The organism is Mesorhizobium sp. WSM4844 (genome assembly GCF_055811775.1).
This window is the reverse complement of record NZ_JBVVQB010000081.1, coordinates 1-24,952: the sequence shown is the minus strand read 5'-3', so window position 1 is coordinate 24,952 and position 24,952 is coordinate 1. Positions and strand designations below refer to the sequence as shown.

22 protein-coding genes are annotated in these 24,952 nt (G+C 63.3%); 11 read left to right on the top strand and 11 right to left on the bottom strand.

The features are described 5' to 3' along the window. Nucleotides 1-99 precede the first annotated feature (99 nt). Nucleotides 100-2,211 (top strand): ATP-dependent DNA helicase RecG, encoded by a 2,112-nt coding sequence (gene recG / locus AC0L2A_RS33635; protein ID WP_473612499.1) that lies wholly within the window; start codon nt 100-102, stop codon nt 2,209-2,211. On the opposite strand, the gene AC0L2A_RS33630 is transcribed toward recG, so the two are convergent. From AC0L2A_RS33630 to AC0L2A_RS33605, 6 genes are all read right to left on the bottom strand, one after another. Then, the gene (locus AC0L2A_RS33630; protein WP_473612498.1) at nt 2,163-2,921 is read right to left on the bottom strand and encodes a DUF502 domain-containing protein; all 759 of its coding nucleotides are present in this window, start codon (nt 2,919-2,921) and stop codon (nt 2,163-2,165) included. The genes recG and AC0L2A_RS33630 overlap by 49 nt on opposite strands. Nucleotides 2,922-3,001: 80 nt before the next feature. Beyond that, on the bottom strand, nt 3,002-3,301 hold the full coding sequence (locus AC0L2A_RS33625; RefSeq protein ID WP_077383967.1) for a HigA family addiction module antitoxin: 300 nt from the start codon (nt 3,299-3,301) through the stop codon (nt 3,002-3,004). A gap of 37 nt (nt 3,302-3,338) precedes the next feature. Further along, a complete protein-coding gene (locus AC0L2A_RS33620; RefSeq protein ID WP_473612501.1) occupies nt 3,339-3,512 on the bottom strand; it encodes a type II toxin-antitoxin system RelE/ParE family toxin in 174 nt (57 codons plus the stop codon). 225 nt (nt 3,513-3,737) lie between these two features. Beyond that, on the bottom strand, nt 3,738-5,561 hold the full coding sequence (gene glmS / locus AC0L2A_RS33615) for a glutamine--fructose-6-phosphate transaminase (isomerizing) (protein WP_473515693.1): 1,824 nt from the start codon (nt 5,559-5,561) through the stop codon (nt 3,738-3,740). A 157-nt stretch (nt 5,562-5,718) separates the two neighbouring features. Further along, nucleotides 5,719-7,080: a bifunctional UDP-N-acetylglucosamine diphosphorylase/glucosamine-1-phosphate N-acetyltransferase GlmU gene (glmU, locus tag AC0L2A_RS33610; protein WP_473515694.1), complete on the bottom strand. Its 1,362-nt coding sequence runs from the start codon at nt 7,078-7,080 to the stop codon at nt 5,719-5,721. A gap of 358 nt (nt 7,081-7,438) precedes the next feature. After that, on the bottom strand, nt 7,439-8,185 hold the full coding sequence (locus AC0L2A_RS33605; RefSeq protein WP_473515695.1) for a cytochrome c biogenesis CcdA family protein: 747 nt from the start codon (nt 8,183-8,185) through the stop codon (nt 7,439-7,441). Nucleotides 8,186-8,600: 415 nt separating this feature from the next. Between AC0L2A_RS33605 and topA the strand changes: the two genes are divergently transcribed. The 7 genes from topA (at nt 8,601) to rpmG (ending at nt 16,982) form a co-directional block, all read left to right on the top strand. Next, complete coding sequence (gene topA, locus AC0L2A_RS33600; protein WP_473612497.1) at nt 8,601-11,240, top strand: type I DNA topoisomerase; 2,640 nt, start codon at nt 8,601-8,603, stop codon at nt 11,238-11,240. Nucleotides 11,241-11,246: 6 nt separating this feature from the next. Continuing rightward, nucleotides 11,247-13,553 (top strand): ribonuclease R, encoded by a 2,307-nt coding sequence (rnr, locus tag AC0L2A_RS33595; RefSeq protein WP_473612496.1) that lies wholly within the window; start codon nt 11,247-11,249, stop codon nt 13,551-13,553. Then, entirely contained in the window at nt 13,553-14,005 is a 453-nt protein-coding gene (locus AC0L2A_RS33590; RefSeq protein ID WP_473612495.1) for a DUF983 domain-containing protein, read from the top strand. The genes rnr and AC0L2A_RS33590 overlap by 1 nt, the downstream gene beginning before the upstream one ends. Nucleotides 14,006-14,078: 73 nt before the next feature. Beyond that, nucleotides 14,079-14,813: an NUDIX hydrolase gene (locus tag AC0L2A_RS33585; RefSeq protein WP_473612493.1), complete on the top strand. Its 735-nt coding sequence runs from the start codon at nt 14,079-14,081 to the stop codon at nt 14,811-14,813. A gap of 21 nt (nt 14,814-14,834) precedes the next feature. Then, on the top strand, nt 14,835-16,010 hold the full coding sequence (locus AC0L2A_RS33580; RefSeq protein ID WP_023801086.1) for an MFS transporter: 1,176 nt from the start codon (nt 14,835-14,837) through the stop codon (nt 16,008-16,010). Nucleotides 16,011-16,115: 105 nt separating this feature from the next. Continuing rightward, nucleotides 16,116-16,571 carry a YqfO family protein gene (locus AC0L2A_RS33575; RefSeq protein ID WP_473612492.1) on the top strand — a complete coding sequence of 152 codons (456 nt, stop codon included), beginning with the start codon at nt 16,116-16,118 and terminating at the stop codon, nt 16,569-16,571. Between the two features lie 243 nt (nt 16,572-16,814). Next, nucleotides 16,815-16,982: a 50S ribosomal protein L33 gene (gene rpmG / locus AC0L2A_RS33570; protein WP_006201775.1), complete on the top strand. Its 168-nt coding sequence runs from the start codon at nt 16,815-16,817 to the stop codon at nt 16,980-16,982. A gap of 386 nt (nt 16,983-17,368) precedes the next feature. Here the strand turns inward: rpmG and AC0L2A_RS33565 are convergent, their stop codons facing one another. Both AC0L2A_RS33565 and AC0L2A_RS33560 read right to left on the bottom strand, forming a co-directional pair. Next, nucleotides 17,369-18,742, bottom strand: a complete 1,374-nt coding sequence (locus AC0L2A_RS33565; protein WP_473612491.1) for a PleD family two-component system response regulator — start codon at nt 18,740-18,742, stop codon at nt 17,369-17,371. Nucleotides 18,743-18,775: 33 nt separating this feature from the next. Continuing rightward, nucleotides 18,776-19,132: a response regulator gene (locus AC0L2A_RS33560; protein WP_287247952.1), complete on the bottom strand. Its 357-nt coding sequence runs from the start codon at nt 19,130-19,132 to the stop codon at nt 18,776-18,778. Nucleotides 19,133-19,381: 249 nt separating this feature from the next. Between AC0L2A_RS33560 and AC0L2A_RS33555 the strand changes: the two genes are divergently transcribed. Next, nucleotides 19,382-19,681, top strand: a complete 300-nt coding sequence (locus AC0L2A_RS33555; protein WP_027156292.1) for a DUF3572 domain-containing protein — start codon at nt 19,382-19,384, stop codon at nt 19,679-19,681. A gap of 24 nt (nt 19,682-19,705) precedes the next feature. Here AC0L2A_RS33555 and AC0L2A_RS33550 read toward each other — a convergent pair whose 3' ends face one another. Next, entirely contained in the window at nt 19,706-21,199 is a 1,494-nt protein-coding gene (locus AC0L2A_RS33550) for a hypothetical protein (protein ID WP_473612489.1), read from the bottom strand. Between the two features lie 149 nt (nt 21,200-21,348). Beyond that, nucleotides 21,349-22,785, bottom strand: coding sequence for a S8 family serine peptidase (locus AC0L2A_RS33545; RefSeq protein WP_473612488.1), 1,437 nt, complete (start codon nt 22,783-22,785; stop codon nt 21,349-21,351). A 125-nt stretch (nt 22,786-22,910) separates the two neighbouring features. Here AC0L2A_RS33545 and AC0L2A_RS33540 point away from each other — a divergent pair, with 125 nt between their 5' ends. Together AC0L2A_RS33540 and AC0L2A_RS33535 are read left to right on the top strand one after the other, a co-directional pair. Beyond that, nucleotides 22,911-23,453 carry an RNA polymerase sigma factor gene (locus AC0L2A_RS33540; protein ID WP_473612487.1) on the top strand — a complete coding sequence of 181 codons (543 nt, stop codon included), beginning with the start codon at nt 22,911-22,913 and terminating at the stop codon, nt 23,451-23,453. Next, nucleotides 23,450-24,241, top strand: coding sequence for an anti-sigma factor family protein (locus tag AC0L2A_RS33535; RefSeq protein ID WP_473612486.1), 792 nt, complete (start codon nt 23,450-23,452; stop codon nt 24,239-24,241). The genes AC0L2A_RS33540 and AC0L2A_RS33535 overlap by 4 nt, the downstream gene beginning before the upstream one ends. Here AC0L2A_RS33535 and AC0L2A_RS33530 read toward each other — a convergent pair. Further along, the coding region (locus tag AC0L2A_RS33530) for a hypothetical protein (RefSeq protein ID WP_473612484.1) at nt 24,223-24,952 on the bottom strand (730 nt) is incomplete at its 5' end. The two genes, AC0L2A_RS33535 and AC0L2A_RS33530, sit on opposite strands and share 19 nt — an antisense overlap.

Below are 24,952 nucleotides of genomic sequence, written 5' to 3'. Positions count from 1 at the left end.
CCCCCCCCCCCCCCCCCCCCCCCCCCCCCCCCCCCCCCCCCCCCCCCCCCGCCCCCCCCCCCCCCCCCCCCCCCCCCTGGGGGGTGAGCGCCGACACCCATGAGACCTTCCCTCCTCGATCCGCTGTTTGTCCCGATCACCTCGCTTGCCGGCGTCGGGCCGAAGGTCGGCGCACTGATCGAGAAAATCGTGCCGGCCGATCTTGGTGATCGCCGCCCCGCACGTGCCGGCGATCTTCTGTTCGTGCTGCCGCATTCGGTGATCGACCGCCGCAACCGGCCGGGCATCGCCGGTTCGGCTGAAGGCGCGATCGTCACCCTGGAAGTGCGCATCGATCGCCACCAGCCGCCGCCGCGCGGCAACAGATCGGTGCCGTACCGGGTTTACGCCCATGACGACACCGGCGAGATCGCGCTGACCTTCTTCCATGCGCACGCCGCCTATCTCGAAAAAGCAATGCCCGAGGGCGAGCATGTCGTGGTCTCCGGCCGCATGGAATGGTTCAACGGCCGCCCGACCATGGTTCATCCCGACCACATCGCGCTGGCCAGCGAAGCGGAAAACCTGCCGCTGGTCGAGCCGGTCTATCCGCTCACCGCCGGGCTCTCGGGAAAAGTGCTGCGCCGGGCAATCGGCCAGGCGCTCGCTCGCTTGCCGGTGCTGCCGGAATGGCTAGAGGATGAGTTTCTGCGCCGCCGCAGCTTTCCCGCCTTCGGCGACGCGCTCGCCCGCATCCACAATCCCGCCGACCCGATCGACGTGTCCGTCGACGGCGCGGCCTGGCGGCGTCTCGCCTATGACGAGTTTCTGGCAGGCCAGGTGTCGCTGGCGCTGGTGCGCGCAAAAGTCCGCCGCCTGTCCGGCCGGCCGCTGGTCGGGGACGGCCGCTTCGTCGAAAAGCTGCGCGCCGCCCTTCCCTATTCGCTGACCAATTCGCAGGAAATGGCGCTTGCCGAAATCAATGCCGATCTCGGTGACCCCGAACGCATGCTGCGCCTGCTGCAGGGTGATGTCGGCTCAGGCAAGACGGTTGTCGCGCTGCTCGCCATGGCGCGCGCTGTCGAGGCCGGCGGCCAGGCGGCATTGATGGCGCCGACCGAAATCCTGGCGCGCCAGCATCTTGCGACGATTGCGCCGTTGGCCGAACAAGCCGGCCTGCGCATCGCCATCCTCACCGGCCGCGAAAAGGGCCGCGAGCGCACCGAGACGCTGACCGGCCTGGCCAGTGGCGAGATCGACATCGTCGTCGGCACCCACGCGCTGTTCCAGCAAACGGTGACGTTCCACGACCTGGTCCTTGCCGTCATCGACGAGCAGCACCGGTTTGGCGTCCACCAGCGGCTCGCCATCACCGCCAAGGGCGACGCGCCCGACATGCTGGTGATGACGGCGACGCCGATCCCGCGCACGCTGGTGCTGACTGCTTTCGGCGACATGGATGTGTCGAAGCTGACGGAAAAGCCGGCCGGGCGCCAGCCGATCCGCACCGTCACCCTGCCGCTCGAGCGGCTCGACGAACTGGTCGGCCGCATGCGCGACGCCGTCGCCGACGGCCAGAAGATCTATTGGATCTGTCCGCTGGTCGAGGAATCCGAAGAGATCAAGCTGATGTCAGCGGAGGACCGTTTTGCCTCCTTGAAGCCGCTGTTCGGCGACCGGATCGGCCTGGTGCACGGCCGCATGAAGGGCGCCGAAAAAGACGAGGCTATGCGCGCCTTCAAGGCCGGCGAGACACGCATCCTGATCGCCACCACGGTCATCGAGGTCGGCGTCGATGTGCCGAATGCGACGATCATGGTCATCGAGCATGCCGAGCGCTTCGGCCTCGCTCAGTTGCACCAGTTGCGCGGCCGGGTCGGTCGCGGCGAAAAACCGTCGTCCTGCGTGCTGCTCTACAAGGATCCGCTCGGCGAGACGGCAACGCGCCGGCTGTCAGTGATGCGCGAGACCGAGGACGGGTTTCGCATCGCCGAGGAGGATCTCAAACTGCGTGGCGAAGGCGAGTTGCTCGGCACCCGCCAGTCCGGCACACCTGGCTTCCAGGTGGCGCGCATCGAGGCGCATGCCGACCTGCTCGAAGCCGCCCGCGACGACGCGCGGCTGATCCTGTCGCGCGATCCGGAACTGCAATCCGAACGCGGCGCGGCCCTTCGCATGCTGCTTTATTTGTTCGGCCGCGACGAGGCGGTGCGGCTCTTGCGCGCCGGCTGAGGCCCGGCGTCGACCGGCGGATTGCCGACCTGAACGCCGATCGGCTTGCCGTTCAACGTCACCATTTTCGTCTTGACCGCCGGTGCCACCAGGCCTGCCGAAACGATCAGCTTGGCGCCGTCCTCGATTGTCATGTCGAGCAGCACGATATCGGATTTCGGCACATACATCAGGAAGCCGGTGGTCGGGTTGGGCGTGCACGGCATGAACACCGCGATCAGCGGATCACCCTCCTGGTCGAGCTTCAGGTTGATCTCGGTCTCCTTCTCGCCGGCGACGAACACCAGCGACCAGACGCCCTTGCGCGGGTATTCGACCAGCCCGACCTGGCGGAACATGTCGCCCTTGTTCGACAGCACGGTCTCGAAGATCTGCTTCAGCGACCCATAGATGCCGCGCACCAGCGGCATGCGGCCGAGCAGCCTCTCGCCGAACAAGACGATAGCCCGGCCGACGATATTGGCGGTCAGGAAACCGATCAGGGTGATCAGGATCAAGGCGACGATCAGCCCGAACCCCGGAACCGGCGCCGGCAGATAGCTATCGGGGTTGTAGCGCGCCGGAATATAGGGTTTTACCCAGGAATCGACCCAGCCGATGAACGACCAGGCGATGTAGGCGGTGATCGCCAGCGGCGCGCAGACGACAAAGCCTGTCAGGAAGTAATTCCGCAGCCGGGTCATGCCTGAGGTCTTGGAAGCATCGGACATGGTTCACCGCAGCGCTGATTGCGGCGCGACATTAATGAACCGCATCCGGCTTTGGAACTGCGAATTTTTTAAATGATCAACTATGCCGCGACTTCCAGCGGCTCGATCTTCTCGAGCTCAGGCGCGAGTTTCCGTGCCTCGGTTTCGAGCTCATAGGCCTGCTGAAAATTCATCCAGAATTCCGGCGTGGTGTTGAAGAACCTGGCGAGGCGAAGCGCGGTATCGGGAGTCAAGCCGATCTCTTCCTTGGCAATGCGTTCGATACGAGTGCGCGGAAGATTAAGCTTCTTCGCCAGCGCTCCAGCGCTCATGCCAAGCGGGAGGAGATATTCCTCGCGCAGGAATTCTCCGGGGTGAATTGGACGTGCGAACTTGAGCATGGTTCAGGGACCTCGACGGATTAGGGCAAGTGCCCACTCAATGGTAGTCGACGATCTCCACATCCTCGGCGCCAGCATCAGTCCATCTGAAGCAGATGCGCCATTGTTCGTTGATACGGATAGAATGCTGCCCAGCTCTACTCCCTTTCAGGGCTTCAAGGTGGTTTCCGGGTGGCGATCTAAGGTCATTCAATTGGGCGGCATTGGCGATAGCACGAAGACGACGTTCGCCACGGGCAACCAGATCGGGTGGAAAACCCTTCGGGCCTTCCCCTCGGCAACCGCTTCCACCGCCTTGCCTTTGAACGAAACGATCAATTTCTGCCCCTCGTCACGTATCATACATTGATACACGAGGGCGTGCAAGAAATATGTATCAATAACTGATACTAACCGTCACCGGACCTATCGGCAGCTGGTCGAAACTTGCCAGCCCTTACTCCACCGTCACCGATTTCGCCAGGTTGCGCGGCTGGTCGACGTCGGTACCCATGAACACCGCGGTGAAATAGGCCAGCATCTGGATTGGCAGCGCGTAGATGATCGGCGAGATGATTTCCGGCACGTCCGGCAGCACGATCGTCTCCATCGTCTTCACCGTGGCGTGCGCGGCACCCTTGCTGTCGGTGATCAGGATGATCTTGCCGCCGCGCGCCGCCACTTCCTGCATGTTCGACACGGTTTTTTCAAAAATCCGGTCATGCGGGGCAATGACGATCACCGGCATGTTCTCGTCGATCAGCGCGATCGGCCCGTGCTTCAGCTCGCCGGCAGCATAGCCCTCGGCATGGATATAGGAGATTTCCTTGAGCTTCAGCGCGCCTTCCATGGCCAGCGGGAAATTGGTATCGCGGCCAAGATAGAGCACGTTCTTGTAGTGCGAGAGGTCGCGCGCGACCTTTTCGATCTGGCCGTCGAGTTTCAGGACCTGGTTGGCATAGCGCGGCGCTTCCGACAGTTGGCGGACCAGCGTCGTTTCCTGTTCCTGCGAAATCGTACCGCGCGCCACGCCGGCCCGCACGGCAAGCGAGGCCAGCACCGACAATTGACAGGTGAAGGCCTTGGTCGAGGCGACGCCGATCTCCGGCCCGGCCAGCGTCGGCAGGATGACGTCGGATTCGCGCGCCATCGTCGATTCGCGGACATTGACGACCGCGCCGATCTTCATGCCGGCTTTGCGGCAATAGCGCAGCGAGGCCAGCGTGTCGGCGGTCTCGCCCGATTGCGAGATGAAGAAGGCGGCGTCTGTCTTCGACAGCGGCATTTCACGGTAACGGAATTCCGAAGCGACATCGATGTCGACCGGCAGCAGCGCATAGCGCTCGAACCAGTATTTGCTGATCAGGCCGGCCAGATAGGCAGTGCCGCAGGCCGAAATCGCCAGCCGGTCGATTTTGGCGAAATCGAACGGCAGGTCGAGCGGCTTCGAGACGCCGCCAACGAAATCCACATAATGCGCCAGCGTGTGCGAGATCACCTCGGGCTGTTCATGGATTTCCTTCTCCATGAAATGGCGCCGGTTGCCCTTGTCGACCATGAAGCTGGTGCTAAGCGACTGCTGGCGCTTGCGGTCGACCTTGTTGCCGTCCATGTCGAAGATGGCGACGTCGTTACGGCGCACCACCGCCCAGTCGCCGTCCTCCAGATAGGTGATCGAATTGGTGAAGGGGGCAAGCGCGATGGCGTCGGAGCCCAAAAACATCTCGCCATCGCCATGGCCTACGGCCAGCGGCGGGCCGTTGCGCGCGCCAACGATGAGATCCTCGTCTCCCCTGAACATGATGGCCAGCGCAAAGGCGCCTTCCAGCCGCTTCAGCGCCTGGTGCGCGGCCTCGACCGGCTGCAGGCCCCTGGCCAGTTCGCGCCCCACCAGATGTGCGACGACCTCGGTATCGGTCTGCGATGAAAATGTGTAGCCGTCGCGCATCAGCTCGTCGCGCAATTCGGCGAAATTCTCGATGATCCCGTTGTGGACGATGGCGACGCCATCGGAAAAATGCGGATGCGCATTGGTCTCGTTGGGCACGCCATGCGTCGCCCAGCGCGTGTGGCCGATGCCGATCATGCCGTCGAGCGGTTCGTCCTTCAGCCGGCGTTCGAGATTAATCAGCTTGCCCTCGGCGCGGCGACGCGCCAGCTGGCCGTGCTCGACGGTGGCGACGCCGGCCGAATCATAGCCGCGATACTCGAGCCTTTTCAGCGCATCGACGATGAGCGGCGCGACCGGCGAGTGACTGACAATTCCGACGATACCGCACATAGACGTTGCCCCCGATTCCGGCTGAAAACCCGGCGCCATTTAGGGTTGGCCGGGCAGCCGCGAAAATCACTTTGCGTTTCGTTCCGTATCAGCCGGAACGGTTCTGCACAGATGCACCATGACCGAGTGCGCTTGCAATCCGATTACCGCAGCCAGGCTAGCCTTTTTTCCGGGCAGCCGCAGCCGAAGCAAAACGCTCGCGCAATTCCTTGCCTTTGCCGGGCAGCGTCCTCTGGCGGGCGCGGCCGAAGGCGAGCGCATCGTCGGGCACGCTTTCGGTGATCACGCTGCCCGAAGCGACGTAGCCGCCCTTGCCGATTGTGACAGGCGCCACCAGCGACGAATTCGAGCCGACGAAGGCGCCTTCGCCGATGTCGGTGAAGAATTTCGAGTAGCCGTCATAATTGCAGGTGATGGTTCCAGCGCCAATATTGGCGCCGGCGCCGACGCGGGCATCGCCGATATAGGTCAGGTGATTGACCTTGGCGCCCTCCTCGACCGTCGCCTGCTTGACCTCGCAGAAATTGCCGACCTTGGCTTTTTGCTTGAGATCGGAACCCGGCCGCAGCCGCGCAAACGGACCGACAGCGCAATTCGAAGCGATCGTGGCGCCTTCAATATGGCTGAAGGCATGGATCCTGGCACCGGTGGCGATTGTCACGCTCGGCCCGAACCAGACATTGGGCTCGACGATCGTGTCGGCGCCGATCTCGGTATCGTATGAAAAGAAGACGGTTTCGGGCGCGATCAGGGAAACCCCGGAGAGCATGGCCTCGCGCCGCCGGCGCGCCTGCCAGATGCCTTCGGCCGCAGCGAGTTCGGCACGGTTGTTGATGCCGAGCACATTCTCGAAGCCGGCTTCTGCCGCGATGACATTAAGGCCTTGCCCGCCCGCGATCTCGACGATGTCGGTGAGATAGTATTCGCCCTTGGCGTTGTCGTTGCCGACCTGGTCGAGCAGCTGCAGCGCGTGCTTGCCGGCAACCGCCATCAGACCGCCATTGCAGAAGGTGATTTTCTTCTCCTCGTCGGTGCAGTCCTTTTCCTCGCGGATGGCGATGAGCTTGCCGCCTTTTTCGATCAGCCGGCCATAGCCGGACGGATTTGACGTGCGGAAGCCGACCACAACGACGGCAGCGCCTTCGGCCAGTTTCAGACGCGCAGCACTCAGCACCTCCGGGTCGATCAGCGGCGTGTCGCCGAACATGACGAGGATGTCGTCGTAACCGTTTGAGATCGCGTCGCGAGCCGCCAGAACGGCATGCGCCGTGCCGAGCCGCTTGTCCTGGACGAAGGTCTCCGCCTTCGGCGCGAATTTTTGCGTGGCCTTGCGCATCTCGTCGGCGCCATGGCCGATCACCAGCGCCAGATCACCGCTGCCTGCGGCTTCCGCAGCCTTGACGACATGGGCGACCATCGGCAGGCCGGCGATCGGGTGCAGCACTTTTGGCACAGCGCTTTTCATGCGCGTGCCCTCGCCGGCGGCGAGGATGACGGACAGGCAGGTTCTCTGGCTCATGGAATGCGACCATATGAAAAGGGTTGGGAATCAAGGCATGGATTGGCGCCATGCTGCACCAATGCGGTTAAATTCCGGTGAGACTTGCGGCAGTCCAATTTTCGAACTCGGCGCTGCCCCTCATCCGCCTGCCGGCACCTTCTCCCCGTATAGTGACGGGGAGAAGAGGGCTGGCCGCAACCTTGGCGCTCTTTCTGCAGCGTTGGAGATTGGCGAAATCCTCTGCGAAGGCGTCCCTTCTCCCCGTCACTATACGTCACTATACGGGGAGAAGTGCCCGGCAGGGCGATGAGGGGCAGCGCAGACCTGAAGCGATTGCGGGCCGGCAACACCAATTTGCGACAGCATTGATCCAATTTCACCCCAACTGCCCCAGCACCGGGAAATTCTCCAGCAGCCAGTAGGACGCGGCCTGCACGCCTCCGGTCAGGAAAAACACGCCGGCGACGACCAGCAGCCCGCCCATCGCCTTTTCGACGCGGCCGAGATGGACGCGGAATTTTGCGAGAAAGCGCATGAAAGCGCCGGAAAACAGCGCCGCGATCAAGAACGGTATGCCGAGGCCGAGCGAATAGGCGGCAAGCAGAGCCGCTCCCTCGCCCACCGTCTCGCGGCCGCCGGCCAGCGTCAGGATCGGCCCCAGCACCGGTCCGATACAGGGTGTCCAGCCGAAGGCGAAGGCCAGTCCCATGACATAAGCGGCAACGATACTGGCCGGCTTGCCCTGTGACTGGAAGCGCGCCTCACGCGACAGCAGCGGGATGCGCAATATGCCGAGAAAATTCAGCCCCATCAGGATGATGAGCACGCCAGCCGCCATCGCCAGCGGCTCCTGCCAGACGCGCAGCAGCCGGCCGATGGTCGAGGCGCCGGCGCCCAGCGCCACGAAGACGGTCGAGAAGCCGAGAACGAAGGCGATCGAGGCAAAAAGCAGCGCGCCGCGTGCGTCGGCCCTGGCGGTGACGCCGGCATTGCCGCGGAAATCATCGACCGACACGCCGGCCATATAGCAGAGATAGGGCGGCACCAGCGGCAGCACGCAAGGCGACAGGAACGAGATCGCCCCCGCCCCGACTGCGCTGACATAGCCGATATCCAACGCCATTCCCGAACTCCTGATGGTTTGCGCTGCCATATAGCCGCGACCGCGCCGATCCGCCAATCACCATCGCGTGGCAAGTCGCACGGCCGCTTGCCACGCCTGTCTCGCCCGTCAACGTCGCATCATGCCTGCCGTCTCTTCAAACCAGGGCTGGCGCGTGATCGATGTTTCTCTTATATCGGCGGAAGTATTTGTCCCGTTCTCCCGGATTCATTGCCGGTTTGTCCAACGATCAGGGCAGCCGCTCTCACTATCCAGGATTGCGGATATCACATGACGCACCCCTCAATGCAGGACTGCATTTTGGGCGCTTGCCCTTGACCGGATGCAAAAGCACGGCCATGTGAGCGACAATTATACGAGATTTCGTCGCGCGCAGCGGAATTCTTCTGCCGCACCACAGCTGATATGAGACCTCATGGACGTCGTCGTCGTCGAATCGCCGGCCAAAGCGAAGACAATCAACAAGTATCTCGGAAAGAACTACAAGGTCCTGGCCTCGTTCGGCCACGTCCGCGATCTGCCGGCCAAGGATGGCTCGGTGCGTCCGGACGAGGATTTTGCCATGTCCTGGGCTGTCGACACCGCCTCGAGCAAACGTCTTGCCGACATCGCCAAGGCGGTCAAGGACGCCGACGGCCTGATCCTCGCCACCGATCCGGACCGTGAGGGCGAAGCCATTTCCTGGCACGTTCTGGAAGTGCTGAAGCAGAAGCGCGCGCTGAAGGACAAGCCGGTCAGCCGCGTCGTCTTCAACGCCATCACCAAATCGTCGGTGCTGGAAGCGATGGCCAATCCGCGCCAGATCGATGCGCCGCTGGTCGACGCCTATCTCGCCCGCCGCGCGCTCGACTATCTCGTCGGCTTCACGCTGTCGCCCGTGCTGTGGCGCAAGCTGCCGGGCGCCCGCTCCGCCGGCCGCGTCCAGTCGGTGGCGCTGCGCCTCGTCTGCGACCGCGAATTGGAAATCGAGCGCTTCATCCGCGAGGAATACTGGCAGATCGCCGCCATTCTCGGCACGCCGCGCAAGGATAATTTCGAGGCGCGGCTGACTGCCTTCGATCGCAAGAAACTGCAAAAGCTCGACATTTCGAACAAGGCGCAGGCCGACGACATCAAGGCGATGCTGGATGGCGCGACCTTCAAGGCGCTGTCGGTCGAAGCCAAGCCGACCAGGCGCAATCCAGGCCCGCCCTTCACCACCTCGACGCTGCAGCAGGCCGCCTCCTCGCGCCTCGGTTTTTCGGCAAGCCGCACCATGCAGGTGGCGCAGCGGCTCTATGAAGGCATGGACATCGGCGGCGAGACCACCGGCCTGATCACCTATATGCGAACCGACGGCGTGCAGATGGCGCCCGAGGCGATATCAGCCGCGCGCGATGCGATCGCAAAAGAGTTCGGCCCAAAATACCTGCCCGAAAAGCCGCGCAACTACACCACCAAGGCCAAGAACGCCCAGGAAGCGCACGAAGCGATCCGCCCGACCGATTTCATGCGCACGCCGGCTTCGGTCAGGCAATATCTCGATGCCGACCAGGCGCGGCTTTACGAGATTGTCTGGAAACGCGCCATCGCCAGCCAGATGCAGCCAGCCGAGATCGAGCGCACCACGGTCGAGATCGAGGCGGTCAACGGCGCCCGCAGCGCGGAGCTTCGCGCCGTCGGTTCGGTCGTTCGCTTCGATGGCTTCATTGCCGCCTACACCGACCAGAAGGACGAGGATGCGGAAGACGAGGAAGACCGCCGTCTGCCCGAGATCCGTGCCGGCGAACAACTCGAGCGCGAGGCGATCAACGCCACCCAGCACACCACAGAACCGCCGCCGCGCTATTCGGAAGCCTCGCTGATCAAGAAGCTGGAAGAGCTCGGCATCGGCCGGCCGTCGACCTACACGGCGATTCTGAAGACGCTGGAGGACCGCGACTACGTCAGTATGGACAAGCGCAAGCTGTTGCCGCAGGCCAAGGGCCGGTTGTTGTCGGCCTTCCTCGAAAGCTTCTTCGAGCGCTATGTCGAATATGATTTTACCGCCTCGCTCGAGGAAAAACTCGACGAGATTTCCGACGGCAAGCTCGCCTGGAAGGATGTGCTGCGCGATTTCTGGAAGGATTTTTCAGGCGCCGTCGCCGATATCAAGGAATTGCGCGTCACCGATGTGCTCGACGCCCTCAACGAGGAACTGGCGCCGCTGGTGTTTCCGGCGCGGGAAGACGGTTCGAACCCGCGCATCTGCCCGAAATGCGGCACCGGCAACCTGTCGCTGAAGCTCGGCAAATTCGGCGCCTTTGTCGGCTGCTCGAACTATCCCGAATGCTCCTTCACCCGCCAGCTCGGCGACGCCGCCAACCCCAATGCCGAAAACGGCAATGGCGAGGACGGCACCAAGGTGCTGGGCAAGGACCCCTACACGGCGGAGGAAATCACGCTGCGCAGTGGTCGTTTCGGGCCCTATGTCCAGCGCGGCGACGGCAAGGAAGCCAAGCGCTCCAGCCTGCCCAAGGGCTGGGCCGTCGATTCGATCGACCACGAAAAAGCCCTCGCCCTGCTGTCGCTGCCGCGCGACGTCGGCAAGCATCCGGAATCCGGCAAGATGATCTCGGCCGGGCTGGGGCGCTACGGTCCGTTCGTGCTGCACGACGGCACCTACGCCAATCTCGACAATATCGAGGACGTGTTCTCAATCGGTCTCAACCGCGCCGTGTCGGTGATCGCCGAGAAGCAGTTGAAAGGCCCCGGCGGTCGCAATGGCGGCACGGCCGCCGCCTTGAAGGAACTTGGCGAGCATCCGGCGGGCGGCGGCAAGATCGTCGTGCGTGACGGCAAATACGGGCCCTATGTCAATTTCGGCAAGGTCAATGCGACGCTGCCGAAGGGCAAGGACCCGCAGTCGGTGACGATTGAAGACGCGGTGGCGCTGATTGCCGAGAAGGAAGCCAAGGGCGGCAATGGCGGCAGAAAGCCCTTCCGCAAAGCGGCCGCACCTGCCAAAAAGCCTGCGGCCAAAAAACCGGCGGTCCAAAAAATGGCGGCCAAGAAAGTGGCCAACAAAAAGGGATAGTGCATCGTGGCGCGCAGGGAATCCGGAAGAAGTCATGGCGATCTGCGCACCGCCGACACCCGGGCCAAGGTCAAGGATGATTACCGGCCGTCCCGCGACGAAATCCTGCGCTACATCGCCGAAAATCCGGATCGCTCAGGCAAACGCGACATCGCCAAGGCGTTTGCGCTGCGCGGCGAGGACCGTATCTGGCTGAAGGATGTTTTGCGCGACTTGCAGGATGAGGGCCTGCTGACCAAGGAGCGCAAGCGGCTCGCCCGCGTCGGCGCCCTCGCCCATGTTGCCGTGCTCGACATCTTTGGCCGCGACGCCGACGGCTTGCTTTTGGCGCACCCGACCGAAGCCGTGGGCAACGGCGAGCCTCCTGTCATAGCGATACGCGTGTCGCGCGGCGGCGGCGGCCCGACACCGGGCATTGGCGACCGCGTGCTGGCCAAGACCTTTCCAACCGATGACCCGACCGGCCCTGCCTATACCGGGCGGGTGATGAAGATCTTCGAGAAGCGCACCGATGCAGTTCTCGGCGTTTTTCGCGTGCTGCAGGACGGTACCTTCCGCATCGAGCCTGTCGAAAGACGCCAGCCGGAGCTGGTCGTCGACAAGGAATTCCAGAACGGCGCCAAGAACGGCGATCTTGTCGAGGTCGAGCCGGTGCGGGCCTCCCGCTACGGGCTGCCCAGGGCCAAGGTGCTGGCGGTGCTGGGTTCGCTGACCAGCGAAAAGGCGGTCTCGATGATCGCCATCCACGCGCACGACATTCCGCATATTTTCCCGGCAGACGTCATCGCCGAGGCGGAGGCGGTCAAACCGGCGACGCTGGCCGGCCGCGAAGACTGGCGCGACCTGCCGCTGGTCACCATCGATCCGGCCGACGCCAAGGACCATGACGACGCCGTGTTCGCGACAGCAGATCCGGACGAGAAGAACCCCGGCGGCGTGGTCGTTACCGTGGCGATTGCCGATGTCGCCGCTTATGTGCGCTATGGCACCGCGCTCGACCGCGAGGCGCTGAAGCGTGGCAACTCGGTCTATTTCCCGGATCGCGTCGTGCCGATGCTGCCGGAGCGCATCTCCAACGACCTTTGTTCGCTGCGCGAAGGCCAGGACCGCCCGGCGCTGGCGGTCCGCATGACCTTCTCGGCCGATGGCCGCAAGCTCAGGCATTCGTTCCACCGCATCATGATGAAATCGGCGGCAAAACTCGCCTATCGCCAGGCGCAGGCCGCGATCGACGGCGCGCCGGACGACAAGACCGGCCCGATTCTCGACACGGTGATGAAGCCGCTGTGGGACGCCTATGCCGTGGTGAAGCGCGGTCGTGAGACGCGCCAGCCGCTCGAGCTCGAACTGCCGGAGCGGAAAATCCTGCTCAAGGAGGATGGCACCGTCGACCGCGTCGTCGTGCCGGAGCGGCTCGACGCGCACAAGCTGATCGAAGAATTCATGATCCAGGCCAATGTCGCGGCGGCCGAGACGCTGGAGGCGAAACGACAGGCGCTGGTCTACCGCATCCATGACGCACCTTCGCTCGCCAAGCAGGAATCGCTGCGTGAATTCCTGCAGACGCTTGGCCTTTCGCTGGCGCGCGGCGCCCAGATGCGGCCAAACCAGTTCAACGGCATCCTGGATCGCGTCCGCGGCGCCGACCATGAGGGGCTGGTCAACGAGGTGGTGCTGCGCACGCAGATGCAGGCCGAATATTCGCCAAGCAATATCGGCCATTTCGGCCTCAACCTGAAACGCTATGCGCACTTCACCTCGCCGATCCGCAGATATGCCGACCTGATCGTGCATCGCGGGCTGATTGCCGCGCTCGGCTTCGGTGCAGGCGGACTGACGCAGGATGAAGCGGAGCGGCTGGAAGAAGTTTCTGCGCTGATCTCAGCCACCGAGCGCCGCGCCATGGCCGCCGAGCGCGACACGGTCGACCGGCTGATCGCCGCCTATCTGGCAGAGCGTGTCGACGATCGCTTCGATGCACGCATTTCGGGCGTCACCAAATCGGGACTATTTGTCCAATTGCCGCAGTACGGCGCAGATGGTTTCATTCCGGTGTCAAGTCTGGGCGGCGATTACTATATATACGACGAAACTGCCCGATCGCTTTTCGGAGAACGCACCGGCAAGGGCTATCAGCTTGCCGACCGCGTCGAGGTTCGCCTGATCGAGGTGGCACCTATGGCCGGCGCGATGCGTTTCGAGATGCTGACCGACCCAAAGCCGCTGCCCGGTTCCAAACGGTCGTTTCACAAGGCCAAGGGCCGCGCCCGTGCGTCGCAATCGCGTCCAGGCTCGCGCGGCAGGAGACGGTAATGCCAAGCGATCTGAAAAAGAACGAACAGGTTTTCGGCGGCGAACAGCACTCGGGCCGGATCGCCCGCCCGCTGTGGACGGCGATGAAGCGTGGCGCGCTTGGGCGCTGTCCGCATTGCGGCGAGGGAAAGCTGTTTCGAGCGTTCGTCAAGACCGTCGATACATGCGATCATTGCGGCGAGGCGCTTCATCACCACCGCGCCGACGACCTGCCGGCCTATCTGGTGGTGGCCATCGTCGGCCACATCGTGCTCGGCGCCTTCATGGGTGTCGAAGCGACCTCCACTCTGTCCACCTGGCAGCACATCGCCATCTGGGTGCCGCTGACCATCCTCATGGCGATCGTCTTGCTGCAGCCGGTCAAGGGCGCCGTCATCGGCCTGCAATGGGCGTTCTATATGCACGGCTTCGGCGGGGAAGAAGATCTGATCGAGTCGCATCCCGAGGCTTGAAACCGAGGCTGGCGCAAATCGGCATGGCTGGACGCCACTTTCGCATCGAAGAAGATTCCGCTAGGTCGTGCGCATGGACGTTATGATCAAGGCGGAAGTCGACAAGATTGAGCCGATCGCGCTTGACGCCAGGCCTATACGCCCGCGCGACGCCGCGACGCTGATCCTGCTCGACCGAAAGGGCGCCGAGTTCCTGGTGCTGATGGGCAGGCGCCACGCCCGTCACGCCTTCATGCCGGGGAAATTCGTCTTTCCCGGTGGCCGCACCGATCCGGCCGACAGCCGAATTCCCGTTGCCACAGCGCTGCACCCTGAGGAACAGGCGAGGCTGACCGCCGGCGTCGGCCGCACCAGCCCGGCCCGTGCCCGCGCCATCGCCCTGTCGGCGATTCGCGAGACCTATGAAGAAGCCGGCCTGCTGATCGGCCAGAAGGGCGCCTTCGCCACGACCAGGCGCGATTGGCAGGGTTTTGCCGAGCACGGCGTAAGGCCGTCGCTGGAAGCGCTGCGCTTCATCGCGCGCGCCATCACCCCGCCGAACCGGGTGCGGCGCTTCGACACGCGCTTCTTCAGCGCCTGGCGCGAAGACGTCGCCGTGGAGCTGCCGGACGGCGGTCCGACCAACGAGCTGGAGGAACTGGTCTGGCTGCCGCTCGCCAAGGCCAGAGAAGCTGATGTGCCCGACATCACCAGGGCCATCCTGGGGGAGCTGGAAAAGCGGCTCATCGACGATCCGCTGCTGCACCCCGGTGGTTCCGTGCCATTCTACCGGCTTGTCGGCAATCGCTTCGTTCGCGAAATTCTTTAGAGCATAGAGCATTCACATCCCATGACAGTCGATACCCAGCAAGAGGTCGAAGAACGCGTCCATTGGCTGCCGATGATCGCGGCGATCTCGTCGATCAGCGTCGTCGGCATCGCCATCGGCCTCGGCATGCCGCTGCTCAGCGTCATTCTCGAAACGCGTGGCCATTCGGCGTCGATGATCGGCTTCAACACCGCTGTCGCCGGCCTGGCCTCGATCGCCGGCGCACCGCTCGCCACCCCGCTGGCGATGCGGTTCGGCGTCGCCAGGACGATGCTCGCCATGATCGCCACCGGAGTGCTGGCCTTTGTCGGCTTCCATTTCGCACCGGACTTCTGGATGTGGTTTCCGCTGCGCGTCCTGCTGCACATCGCGCTGACGGTGCTTTTCATCCTGTCGGAATTCTGGATCAGCACATCGGCGCCGCCGCACCGGCGCGGTCTCGTCCTCGGCATCTACGCCACCGTGCTGTCGCTCGGCTTTGCCGCCGGGCCGTGGCTGTTCGCCCAACTCGGCAGCGCTGGCTTTCTGCCCTTCGGCGTCATCATGGCGCTGGTGACGCTAGCCGCCATTCCAGTTCTGGCGGCCCGCAACGAGAGCCCGACGATCGTCTCCAACGGCGAAACCAGCAACTTCCTGCGCTACATCTGGCTGGTGCCGACAGCGACCGCTGCGGTGCTGGTGTTCGGCGCGGTCGAGACCGGTGGCTTTGCGCTGTTTCCCGTCTATGGCAATCGTATCGGCTACTCCGAGGCCGATGCCGCCCTGCTGCTCACTATGATCGGCCTCGGCAACGTGCTGTTGCAGATCCCGCTCGGCATGATCAGCGACCGGGTCAGCGACCGCCGTTATCTGCTTCTGGCCTGTGCAACCATCGGGCTTGCCGGCACCATCTTCATGCCGCACTTCGCGCAGAACTGGCATCTGATGGCGGCGCTTCTGTTCGTCTGGGGCGGCGTCGTCGCGGCCATGTACACGATCGGCTTGGCCCATCTCGGCTCGCAGCTTTCCGGCCACGACCTGGCCTCGGCCAACGCTGCCTTCGTGCTCTGCTACGGTGTCGGCATGGTGCTCGGCCCGCAGGCGATCGGCATCGGCATGGACCTTTTCGGCCCCTCCGGTTTCGGCTGGGCGCTCGGCTTGTTCTTCGCCTTCTATATCGCGCTGGTCGGCGCCAGGCTCATCCGAAAAATCCTGTAAAAAGACCCGATCGATGCCTCAGGTGGCGCAAGGCTGCTGACATAACCGTGTCAGCAGCACCTGGGTAGATTGTCAGCAACACGCCACGAATTTGAGGATGCCGCCATGATCGACTCCGGGTTTGAAACGAAATCGCTGCGGATGGAATTGCTGCTGCTTGTGACCTTCCAGGCGCCGGCTTCCGATGTCGACCGTATCATGGAAGCAGTGGTCGCGATCGCCCCGCTCACCATGGGCAAATACGACGGCAATGCCTACCAGTCGGCGCACGGCATCGAGCGCTACCGGGCGCTCGAAGGTGCTGCCGCCGGCGCCGAGACCGAATTGCGCAGACGGCATGGCACGGTGGAAGTGTCGTTCGAGGTGCCCGACGACCAGGCATTGGCCGCCCGCATCGTCGAGGCGATCTTCCAGGTCCACACCTATCAGGAGCCGGTGATCCGCATCCAGCCGATCCTCGCCAGCCGCTCCAAGGGATTGGACGACCGCTCCAACCCGAACCGCTGGTGGAACACCACGGGAGACTGGAAGAAGGCCGCCCCAGTTAAAGAAGATGCGTAGAATCGCAAGCGGCCGAATGAGGGGTGCTCCAGCTTGGCACTGGCGGCACTCTGTTCAACACCCCTCTTCCGTCTCGGCGCTGCGCGCCGATCCACCTTCTCCCACAAGGGGAGAAGCAAGAGGTCCCCTCACAGGGTTGACTTTCCGGGCGCGTTGTTTATGTGTCGCGCCAAGTTTCCCGCGTCCGGGTGGTTTTCCCGTGCTCCAGCGGCCAAGACTCCACGAACATAATGGACTGATACAATGGCCAAAGCCGCAAACATCAAGATCAAGCTTCTGTCGACCGCCGACACCGGTTTCTTTTACGTGACCAGCAAGAACAGCCGCACCAAGACCGACAAGCTGTCGTTCCGCAAATACGATCCGGTCGCCAAGAAGCACGTCGAGTTCAAGGAAACCAAGATCAAGTAATCTGCTTTCCTGCCTAGACAAAACGCCGCCCCGTGGGCGGCTTTTTTGTTTTCAAAGCTCGAAAAGTCCAGAATTTCCAATGCTTGGCGCAGAGACTTGATGTCATTTTGAGAATGGGGGCCGGCCGGCGTTTGGCAGCGGTACGAGGAGGCCACTATGTGCCAGCGCCGGCCGGCCGACCCCACGGACCCAGGAGATGCGGCGGACCTGAATCATGGGGTATTCTTCGGATCGATCCGGCGATCTACCCTGGCGCCGGTCCCGTCATCGGCCTGCACATTTGCGCAACAGCCTGCGAAAATCAACAATTTCTTAACCAAGCCCGGCGAATCGCTTGCGTTAAGGTAAATTCGTAACCCTGTCGCATTGACAGGATAATCGGACTTTTACGCCGCCTTGGCGACGACCCGGTTGCGGCCGGCGCTCTTGGCTTCGTAGAGCGCGAGGTCGGCCCGCTTCATCAGCCCGGCAACCGAGTCGACACCCTTCAGCACCGACGACACGCCGACGCTGACGGTAACCTCGATCGTCTTGCCGTCCTGACCGACGGCAAACGGCATCTGGGCGATTTCGGCGCGAATCCGCTCCGCGACCTTTTCGGCGACGGCGCCGTCCGTGTCCGGCATCACCACGACGAACTCCTCGCCACCGAAGCGGCAGGCGAGATCGATGCCGCGCACATTCTTGCGCAGCCGCCGCGCGAATTCGCGCAGCACCTCGTCGCCGCCGTCATGGCCATGCGTGTCGTTGACGGTCTTGAAGCGGTCGAGATCGGTGATCATCACCGACAGCGGCCGCCGCCGCGCCACGGCGCGGTCGAACAGTGTCTGCAGATGGCTGTCGAGGTAACGGCGATTGTGCAATCCCGTCAGCGGGTCGGTCACCGCCATCTCGATGGTCTGGGTGACGCTGGCGCGCAACTGGTCGTTGTAGCGCTTGCGGCGCACCTGCGTGCGCAGCCGCGCGGTCAATTCATGCTGGTCGATCGGACGCATCAGATAATCGTTGATGCCAAGCTCGAGGCCGCGGACTATGCGTCCCTCCTCACCCTGCTCCGCCAGAAGGATGATCGGCACGAAACGGGTGCGATCGAGTGAACGCAGTTGCGAGCAGAGCCTGAGCGGATCGAAATCGGCAAAACCCGTCGAGATCATCACGCATTCATAGGGCGTCTCGGCGGCCTGGAAGAAGCCGGCATGCGGATCGGTGGCGATGTCGAGGTCGGCGCTGCTGCGCAGCATCTTCTGGACGCGCTCAATGGAGGATTTGCGCTCGTCGATCAGCAGAACCTTCGGCGTGGTGTCCGCGGACGCGAAGTTGCGGCTCAACAGCTCCTCGATGCCGATATTGCGCGTGGTCGAGGCGCGCAGGCGCAGCTCATCGGTCAAAGTCTTCAGCCGGACCAGGCTTTTGACGCGGGTCATCAATTGCAGATCGTTGACCGGCTTGGTCAGAAAATCGTCCGCACCGGCCTCGAGGCCGCGCACCCGGTCCGAAACCTGGTCGAGCGCGGTGATCATGACAACCGGGATGTGCGACGTCGCCGGATCGCTCTTCAGCCGGCGGCAGACTTCGAACCCGTCCATGTCAGGCATCATCACGTCGAGCAACACGACATCGACCTTGCCGAATTCACAGGTCTCGATCGCGTCCGGCCCGTTGGTGGCGGTCAGCACCTCGAAATATTCGGCAAGCAGCCGGACCTCGAGCAGCCTGACATTGGCAGGGATGTCGTCGACGACGAGGATCCGTGCAGTCATCTCATAAAGCTCCGGCTCGGCTGGAAGGGCGCATCAGGCGTCGCCCAGGTAGGATTTGATGGTTTCAATGAAACGCGGCACCGAGATCGGCTTGGAAATATAGGCTTCGCAGCCACCCTGGCGGATACGCTCCTCATCGCCTTTCATCGCGAATGCGGTGACGGCAATGACCGGGATGACATGGAGGTCGTCGTCCTCCTTCAGCCATTTGGTCACTTCCAGCCCCGACACTTCGGGCAGCTGGATGTCCATCAAAATGAGGTCCGGCTTGTGCAGTCGCGCCAGATCCAGCGCTTCCAGACCGTTGCGCGTGCGTACCGTCTCGTAACCGCTCGCTTCAATGAGGTCGCGAAAGAGCTTCATGTTGAGCTCGTTATCCTCGACGATCATGACCTTCTTAGGCATCAAATTCCCGTCCCGGCCTGCCTTCCGCTCGAAGGATGCCGCCATGCGCCCTCGCCGGTACGCACCAAACTCTGCTCAACTCTACCGCGAGATAATTGACGAAACGGAAACCGGCTGCCGGAAAAGCTTCGGATTTCACCGCGAACTCCGCATTGCAGAGACAGATGGCTTGCCGCAGGCGACGCTTGCGATTACTGCCAAAAACAGACTCATTCAACCCACAAGAAGGTAGTGATGGCAAACCCAGGGTCAATGCGCGAGGAAGCGGAAACCATTGCCGTGAAGGCATTGGGCTTCGTCGCCGCCGATCCGGAACTTCTGCCCCGCTTCCTGGCGATCACCGGCATCGAGGCGCATTCGATCCGCCAGGCCGCCGGCGAGCCGGGATTCCTGGCCGGCGTGCTGCAGTTCATCCTCGCCCACGAGCCGACGCTCATGCGGTTCGCGGCGGAAACCGGCACGCCGCCGGCTTCCGTCGGCAAGGCGCTGCGGGCGCTGCCGCTTGGCGACGACGACCATGAGCATTCGATATAAGCGACGATCGGATCGCGAAAACGCCTACGGCGTCGCTTCTTCTTCGCCGTCGTCGCCTTCATCATTCGCAACCGGATCGGCCGGCTTCACCATGACACCATTGACGGTGACCGAACCGTCCGGCTTGCCGTTGACGACCCATTCGATGCGGCCGTCCGGCAGCGTCTTGCCGAATCCCTTGATCGCAAGCGCCACCGGCACATATTGCGCGGCTTCCGGCTTCGACTTCGCTGCCGCCTGCAGGCTTTCCACGATCCTGTCATAGCCTGCGATATCGATGGTCACATTGGCCTCCGGCTTCATGCCGGCGAACGTCATCTCGCCTTCCATCGCGATTTCCATATCGCCGTTTTTCACCGTGCTGTGGCCGATGACAAATTTCGGCATCTTGGCCATGAAATCAGCGGTCAAGGTATCGCCGAAGTCGGCCGGCAGCGGTGGATTCTTGTTCAGATCAAAGGCTTCGATCGCCTTCTTCGCCATGCTGTCGAGATCGATATTGGCGCCGCCGAAACTCAGATTGACATCGGTCGGCAGCAGCGCCGTGCTCCAGGCGGGCGCGAGATTGTCAGGGATCTTCAGACCCGCGGCCCTGATCGAATAGTTGATTGCTCCGTTCTGGGCGATGCCGTCGGTCCCGAAGCCTGTGTCCAGCTCAGTCGCCCCGAAAAGCCCGACCGGGCTTTCGACGGTGAGATCCTTGAACCCGTAGGTTCCGTCGATCCGCTCCCACAGCGGCAGCGCGGCGAGCAGCAGCGATTTGAGCTGCGCCTGGTTGGCCTTCAGTCTGGCCTCGTCTTCATTGGCGACGGCAAATGCCAGCAGATCGAGAAGCGGCCTGGTCCGCACGCCTTTGCCGGTCGCGTTCACCGACAGCTTTGGCGATTTGATCGTGAGCGGGAATTTCAGCCCGCTCTTGGGATCGTCAAAGTCGAGCGCTTCGGCGAAATCGGCGAGCGACTGCGTTGCGGTAAAATCCACGCCGCCATTCGCAGCTTTGCTTGCGTTCATGGTGGCCGTACCGGCGCCGGTGCTCACCTTGGCGCGCTGCACGGCGTCCCGGGAATTCATCGTCATCCCGGCTATCGACTGCGTGGCGCTGGTGAAAGCCGCCAGTTCGGGATCGTAGACGCCGGAAAACTTGCCGTCTGTAATCGAGAACTGCATGCTTTGCGGGCCCTCTGGCCCCTTGAACTCGAAGGACCCGCTTTGCGACACGTCCGCCGAGACGCTCCATGTCCCGTTGCTGTCTGGCTTGACGAGCAATGCGTAGGGGCTGAAGTCGAACTTGAAGGAATTCTGCGCCGCCAGCAGGTCCACGACAGGTTTGAAATCGACGGCGAGTTTGTAGGCGTCGCCTTCCACCGAAACCTTCAGGAAGCCGCTGTCGATCGCCTTGCTGCCGAAATAGCGGGACAGATTTTCGGAGAGCTGCTTGGCACCCTCGCCGTCGACGGTCTGGCCGAAGGCAGGCGCGCTGAGCGCGAGGACAAAGACGGCCGGCAGAACACGATTCACGCAGAATCTCCGTTGCTGTTTCTGTGGTAAAACTCCAGCCGCAACCGTAATCGGAAACCGTTGGGGTGCAATCCCCTCGTTGGGGCTGGAAGCCGGTCTATAACCAGCCTTCGCCCTCCGCGCTATCCTCCGGCATCGACAGTGGAGCTTCAGGTCGCCTTCTTCGACGTGACGAGGCAAGCGGCGCTGGCATTGAGCAGGCCCCAGCCGAAGACGTCGTCCTTGCCCGGCGCGCCGAGATCTTCCGCCGACTTGCCGAGCGCGTCTTGAATGTCGGCTGCGGTGGCGTTGCTGTTTGCCGATTTCATCAAGGCAGCGGCTGCGGTGACGAAGGGCGCCGCGAAGGAGGTGCCGGTCTTCGGCCGTGCGCCGCTGACCGACGCGGCCGTCCACACTTGGACGCCGGGAGCGGCCAGGTCGATATGCTCGCCGCGGCCGGCGCGCCTGTAGGGGCGTTTCATGCGGTCGACCGCCGTCACCGCGATCACTTCAGCATAGGCCGCCGGATAGGCAGGCCCGGCTTTTGGGCCGCCATTGCCGGCGGCGGCGACGATCACCATGCCGCGTTCGGAGAGTCTTCGGACAACCTGCTCGAGAAGCGCATTCGCAGGACCCGACAGGCTCATATTCGTCACCTGCACGCCGCGCGCCGAAAGAAGATCGAGCGCGCGAAGCAGATCGTAGGCGTCCGAGCGGTCATCCTGGCGATCGCCCCGATGAAACGCATCGACCGCGATGAGCCTGGCGTGCGGCAGCAGGCCGGGAGTACGGCTGTCGGCGCCGCCGACAAGCAGGGCCGCGACGGCGGTGCCGTGCTGGCGGCCGGACTCGGGAACGCCGTCGTCCGACAGGCGAAGAACTTCGACCCGGCCTTTCGAGAAGGCGTCATGCGCAGGATTGATCGCGGTGTCGATAAGGCCGATCGTGACATTGCCACCGCAGCCGGCTGGCAGTCCGCTATCGGCCGGCCAGCCGATCAGGCCCGCGGCGGCGCAGTGCGGCCCGGCACATTCGGCTTCTTGTCCCGGCCGGTAGTAATGCACGAAATCTGCCGTCGACTGCGGAGCGGCATCGATGACAAGATCGCGCGCAGCCTCCAGCGGCATGTTGGGTGGAATGCGCAGCCGAATCAGCTCCGATCCAAGAAGCTGAATGTCGGCACGGTCCAGTACGGTGAAGCCGGTTGCCTGAAGCCGACCGATCTCAGCCGAACTCAGCCCGGTCGCCACGATCTGGTCCGGTACCCGAGACGGCAAAGGGGCGGCTGGCCGTTGCGCGCGCCTGCCGCTGCGCCTTGGCGGGCGCGGAAGAAACCGATCCGTCAGCGCGCGAAACAGGTTCGGGCCGGTCGATCGGCTGGACGTCGTTCGCGAGCCACCGGGCGAAGCGCCGGACTGACCGCCGTCATCACCACCGCCATCGTCGCCACCATCGTCACCGCCACCGTCGTCATCGGCCAACGCCGGTCTTGGTCCGAACTCGCCGAGCGCCAGCTGGCCGCCCGGCGCCTGAGGATCGACGAGCAATGCGACGGCGACCCAGAAAAGCAGCAGGGCTTTTGGTCTCAACCAGGAGGTGGCGCGCATGGTCTCCCTCACATTTCCGGCCGTCGCCGATTTTCAACATCGCGAGGCTAGCGGAGCTGTCTGGCAATAAGCTAGCCTTGCGAGGAACGGGCGCGGGGCCGCTTTATTCCAGAACCTGGAGCAACATGCCGGAAAAAGCCAACCGCGTCCAAGATCAGCTTGTCGCTTTTCTGCCGAATCTGCGCCGGTTCGCGATTGCGCTGTGCCGGTCCCGCGACATCGCGGACGATCTTGTCCAGCGCGCCTGCGAACGGGCGCTCGCCAACGAGCAGCGTTTCGAGCCAGGGACGCGCTTCGACGCGTGGATGTTCAAGATCCTGAGAAACCTGTGGATCGACGACATCCGCAAGCGCAAGGTCGCCGGCCCGCAGGACGATATCGACGGGCGCCATGACATCGCCGGCGTTTCCGGTGAGCGCGAGATGGAGGCGCGGCTGGCGCTGAACAGCGTGGCGCAAGCCATAGGCGATCTCGCCGCCGACCAGCGCGACGTGCTGCTTCTGGTCTGTGTCGAAGAGCTTTCCTACAAGGAGGCCGCGGAAGTCCTTGCCGTGCCGATCGGGACGGTGATGAGCAGGCTGGCCCGGGCGAGGAGGAATCTGGCGGAGGCGACTGGAATATCTTCAGCGCCCACCCGTTCTCCGGTCACAAAAGGGGCTGCAAAATGACCGAAGAGACTTTTTCGGACGAAATCCTGATGCGGTTCGCCGACGGTGAGCTTGATCCGGACATGGTCGCCAGGATCGAGCAGGCGATGGAAACGGACGACCGTCTGGTGGCCAGGGTTGCTGTGTTCATCGAAACCAGAGCGCAGGCGCAGGCCGCGCTGAAGCCGCTGCTCGACGAGCCGGTTCCCGAAAAACTTGTCGCGGCCGTCGAGCAGATGATCGGGGCCAGGCGTGCCGGCGAGAAAGCGGCGACGGCATCGATACTGCCCTTCGGCAACAGGCGCTTGGCAGGGCCTGCTTCGAGGTCTCGATGGATGCTGCCAATTGCCGCCTCTCTCGCGGCGGCAATTGGCGGCGGGCTCGCCGGCTATTGGGCAGCAGGCAGCAACGAACGCACGCAGGGCGGCTTGTGGGTTGCCGGCGTCATCAGGCCGGGCCTGGCCCAGGCCCTTGAAACGGTCGAGTCCGGCAAGGAAATCAAGCTCGCCGGGATCAGCGACCGGTTCCGGGCCATCGCTACGTTCCGTAACGATTCGCAGGATTTGTGCCGCGAGTTCGAGGTCGACTCGCAGGACCGCTCCACGGTGATGTCGGTCGCCTGCCGTTCCGGCGACGAATGGCGCGTCAGCTTCGCCGTCGTGGCGCCCGGCGACGCCGGAGGCTATGCCCCGGCCTCGTCGACCGAAGCCCTCGACGCCTATCTTTCGGCGATCGAAGCAGGCGCTCCGATGTCAGCCGAGGAGGAAGTCAAGGCGCTGGACGAGATCCGTCAGAAGGACCGGAAGTGAAACTGCGACGGCCCGGCCCGCTCTGACCCGGCTTGCTCTGGCCCGGCTTGCTCTGAAATGGAATCCAACTTTCTCTGAATGGAATAAAGCCGGCGATCGCCCGTTACTCCGCCGGGCCGCAACTGCCGGTCCGGTCTGAAACAAGGAGTAACTACCATGACAAGACACTGGAAGCTCAAGTCGACACTGGTCGCAGGAATGGCAGCGCTCGCGAGCACCACGGCGCAGGCGAAGGAGTCTCCCGCGGGAGCGCCGGAAACCGAGCGTCCGCCGGCGGCAATGTCCAGCCAAAGCGACGGTTCCTTCATCGTCGCTGGCAACAGCTCTTCAAATTCGAGCTCCAATTCGTCGTCCAACGGTTCGTCGAATTCCAGCTCTAATTCGTCGAGCAATTCGAATTCGAACTCCAGCTCCAATTCCTCGAGCAACTCGAATTCGAACTCATCGTCGAACAGTTCCTCCAACTCGAGCTCGAACGGTCCGGATCGCGGCTGGTCGCGCAACTGGCGGCTTTGACGTCGGCCGGACGATAGAGCGGCGGCGCGCTTCGACCCGCCGCAATTCCGCCGAGAAACGGGGGCCAGCTGGCCCCCGTTTCGCATTTCGCTGGCGATTTGCAGGCCGGCGCTCCACGGCGCCCCCCTCTGTCCTGCCGGACATCTCCCCCACGAGGGGGAAGATTGGCAGCTTTGGCGCACCGCTCGCTCCTGC